General features: G+C 74.1%; 1 protein-coding gene. It reads right to left on the bottom strand.

Annotated features, from left to right (window positions below; translation table 11 throughout):
- Window positions 1–2,438, bottom strand: a 2,438-nt coding sequence (locus tag ABWI07_RS43815) for a type I polyketide synthase (RefSeq protein WP_353822174.1), incomplete at its 3' end; no start/stop codon positions are given.
- Between the last annotated feature and the right edge of the window lie 218 nt (window positions 2,439–2,656).

The following is a 2,656-nucleotide window of genomic DNA, read 5'->3' as shown; positions in this document are numbered from 1 at the left end:
TGGGCTTGGGTGAGGGGTTCGATGAGGACGAGGCCGGCGCCTTCGGCCAGGCCGATGCCGTCGGCACCGGCCCCGAACGCCTTGCACCGCCCGTCCGGTGACAGCACGCGTTGACGGCTGAAGCCCACGAACGGATCGGGACTGGTCAGGATCCCGACCCCGCCCGCCACCGCCTGGGAACACTCCCCGTTGCGGACGGCCTGGGCGGCCAGGTGGAGGGCGACGAGGGAGGAGGAGCAGGCGGTGTCCACGGTCACGGCCGGGCCTTCCAGCCCGAAGGTGTAGGCCAACCGCCCCGACACCACACTGGAGTTCGAGCCCGTGAGCAGGTGCCCCTCCAGGTCGCCGGGCACCCGTTGGATGCCCCCGCCGTACTGGGGCAGGTTGCAGCTCACGAACACACCGGTCGAGGAACCTCGTAGCGAACCGGGGTCGATGCCCGTGCGTTCGAACAGCTCCCAGGCGGTCTCCAGCAGGATCCGCTGCTGCGGGTCCATCGCGAGCGCCTCACGCGGCGAGATGCCGAAAGGCTCGGCGTCGAACTCCGCCGCGTCGTACAGGAACCCGCCCCGCCGCGTGTAGGTGGTCCGCGGACGGTCCGGGTCCTGATCGAACAGCGCCTGTAGGTCCCAGCCGCGGTCGGTGGGGAAGTCGGAGATGGCGTCGGTGCCGGACAGCACCAGCTCCCACAGGTCCTCCGGGGAACGCACCCCGCCCGGGAACCGGCACGCCATGCCCACGATGACCAATGGGTCGTCGTCCGCGCGCGCCACCGCCGTCGCGGCCGGCGCGACCGCGGCGTCGCCGGTCAGCTCGGCGGCGAGGCGCCGCGCGACCTCCACGACGGTCGGATGGTCGAACGCCAGCGTCGCGGGCAGCGGCAGTCCCGTCGCGCGGGTGAGGCGGTTGCGAAGTTCCACCGCTGTCAGTGAGTCGAAACCGATCTCGTTGAAGGCACGCCTGGGATCGACGGCCTCGGGAGACCCGTGGCCGAGGACGTGCGCGACGTCCGCCCGGACCAGCTCGACCAGTGCCCGCTCGTGCTCGGCGGCGGGCAGCCCCGCGAACCGCTCGCGCCAGGCCGCCGCCTTCTCCTCGTCCGCGCCGGCGACGCCCCCCGCCGTGCCCGGCCCGGCCGGCGCGATCTCGGCGAAGAGGCGACTCGGCCGCGCCAGGGTGAACATGGGCAGGAACCGGTCCCAGTCCACGTCCGCGACCACCGGTGCGGCGTCGCCACGGTCCAGCACCTCCCAGAGCGCCGCGAAGGCGGACGCCGGGTCGAGCGGCACGAGCCCCTGGCGGTGCGCACGGTCGGTCAGCTCCAGGCGTCGGTCCTCGTCCTCCTCACCGGGCGCCGCCCAGATCCCCCAGGCGACCGACGTCACGGGACGCCCCTCCGCCCGGCGGCGCTCGGCGAGCGCGTCGAGATAGGCGTTGGCCGCGGCGTACGCGCCATGCTCGCCACTCCCCCACACGGCCGTGATGGAGGAGAACAGGACGAAGGAGTCCAGGTCCCTGTCGGCGAACACCTCGTCCAGGACCCGCGCTCCCCCGACCTTGGCGGCCAGCGCCGCGGCCAGGTCCGCCGTGCCGAGGCTCGTGAGCGGGGCGAGTTCGCCGACGACGGCGGCGTGGACCACCGAACGGACCGGCGCGCCCTCGTCCTCACACCTCAGCGCCAGTCCCTCCACCGCCTCCCGGTCGGTGACGTCGCACGCCGCGAAAGTCACTCGCGTACCGAGCGCCGCCAGTTCCGCGGCGACGCGATCGGCTCCGGGCGCCTCCGCGCCACGGCGGGACACGAGCAGCAGATGCTCCGCGCCCCGTTCGGCCATCGCCCGAGCCAGGAGCACGCCGAGCGCACCGGTGCCGCCGGTGACGAGCGTCGTCCCCTCCGGCCGCCACGTCCGAGCCGCGGCGGGCCCTCCGAGGCGGGCCCGCACGAGCCGGCGCGCACGCAGTCCCGAGGACCGGACGGCCAGCTGGTCCTCCCCGTCCGCGTTGCTGATGGCCTCGCTCAGCCGCACCCAGGTTCGCTCGTCCGGTTCGCCGGGCAGGTCGATCAGCCCACCCCAGTGCCGCGGATGCTCCAGCGCGGCCACCCTGCCGAGTCCCCACACCATCGCCTGGCGCGGGTCCGGTGGCGGATCCTCCGCACCGGCCCGGACCGCCGCGCGCGTCACGCACCACAGCGGCACGCCCTCGGGCGCCTGCGCGTGCCACCGCACCAGCTCCAAGGTCGCGGCAAGCCCGGCGGGAACCACGCGGCTCCGGTCGCCGTCGTCCTCCGCCAGTGCCAGGAGCGAGACCACTCCGGCGATCTCCAACTCCGAACGCAGCTCGCGGGCGCCGTCCGCGGCCGCCACATGCGTTTCGGCCCCGAGCCCCGCCAGTGTCTCGGCGACCGGGCCGGCGAACGGATGTCCTGGAGGAGCCACGATGAGCCAGTGCCCGCTCAGCGCACGTGCGCCTGCCGGACTGGGCCGCCACACGGTCTCGTACCGCCATGCGTCCGACGACGGACCCGTCACCCTCGCGCCCGCCCCGGCTCCGACGCTGACCCAGTAGTGGTGGTGTTGGAAGGGGTAGGTGGGCAGGTGGGTGGCGGTGTGGTCGGGTTCGGGTGGTTCGGGGGGTTCGGGTTGGTTGGGTTGGG

Source organism: Actinomadura sp. NPDC000600, from assembly GCF_040492135.1.
Lineage (GTDB): Bacteria > Actinomycetota > Actinomycetes > Streptosporangiales > Streptosporangiaceae > Spirillospora.
The sequence above is the reverse complement of the archived record's forward strand: the minus strand, read 5'-3'. Positions and strand labels throughout refer to the sequence as shown.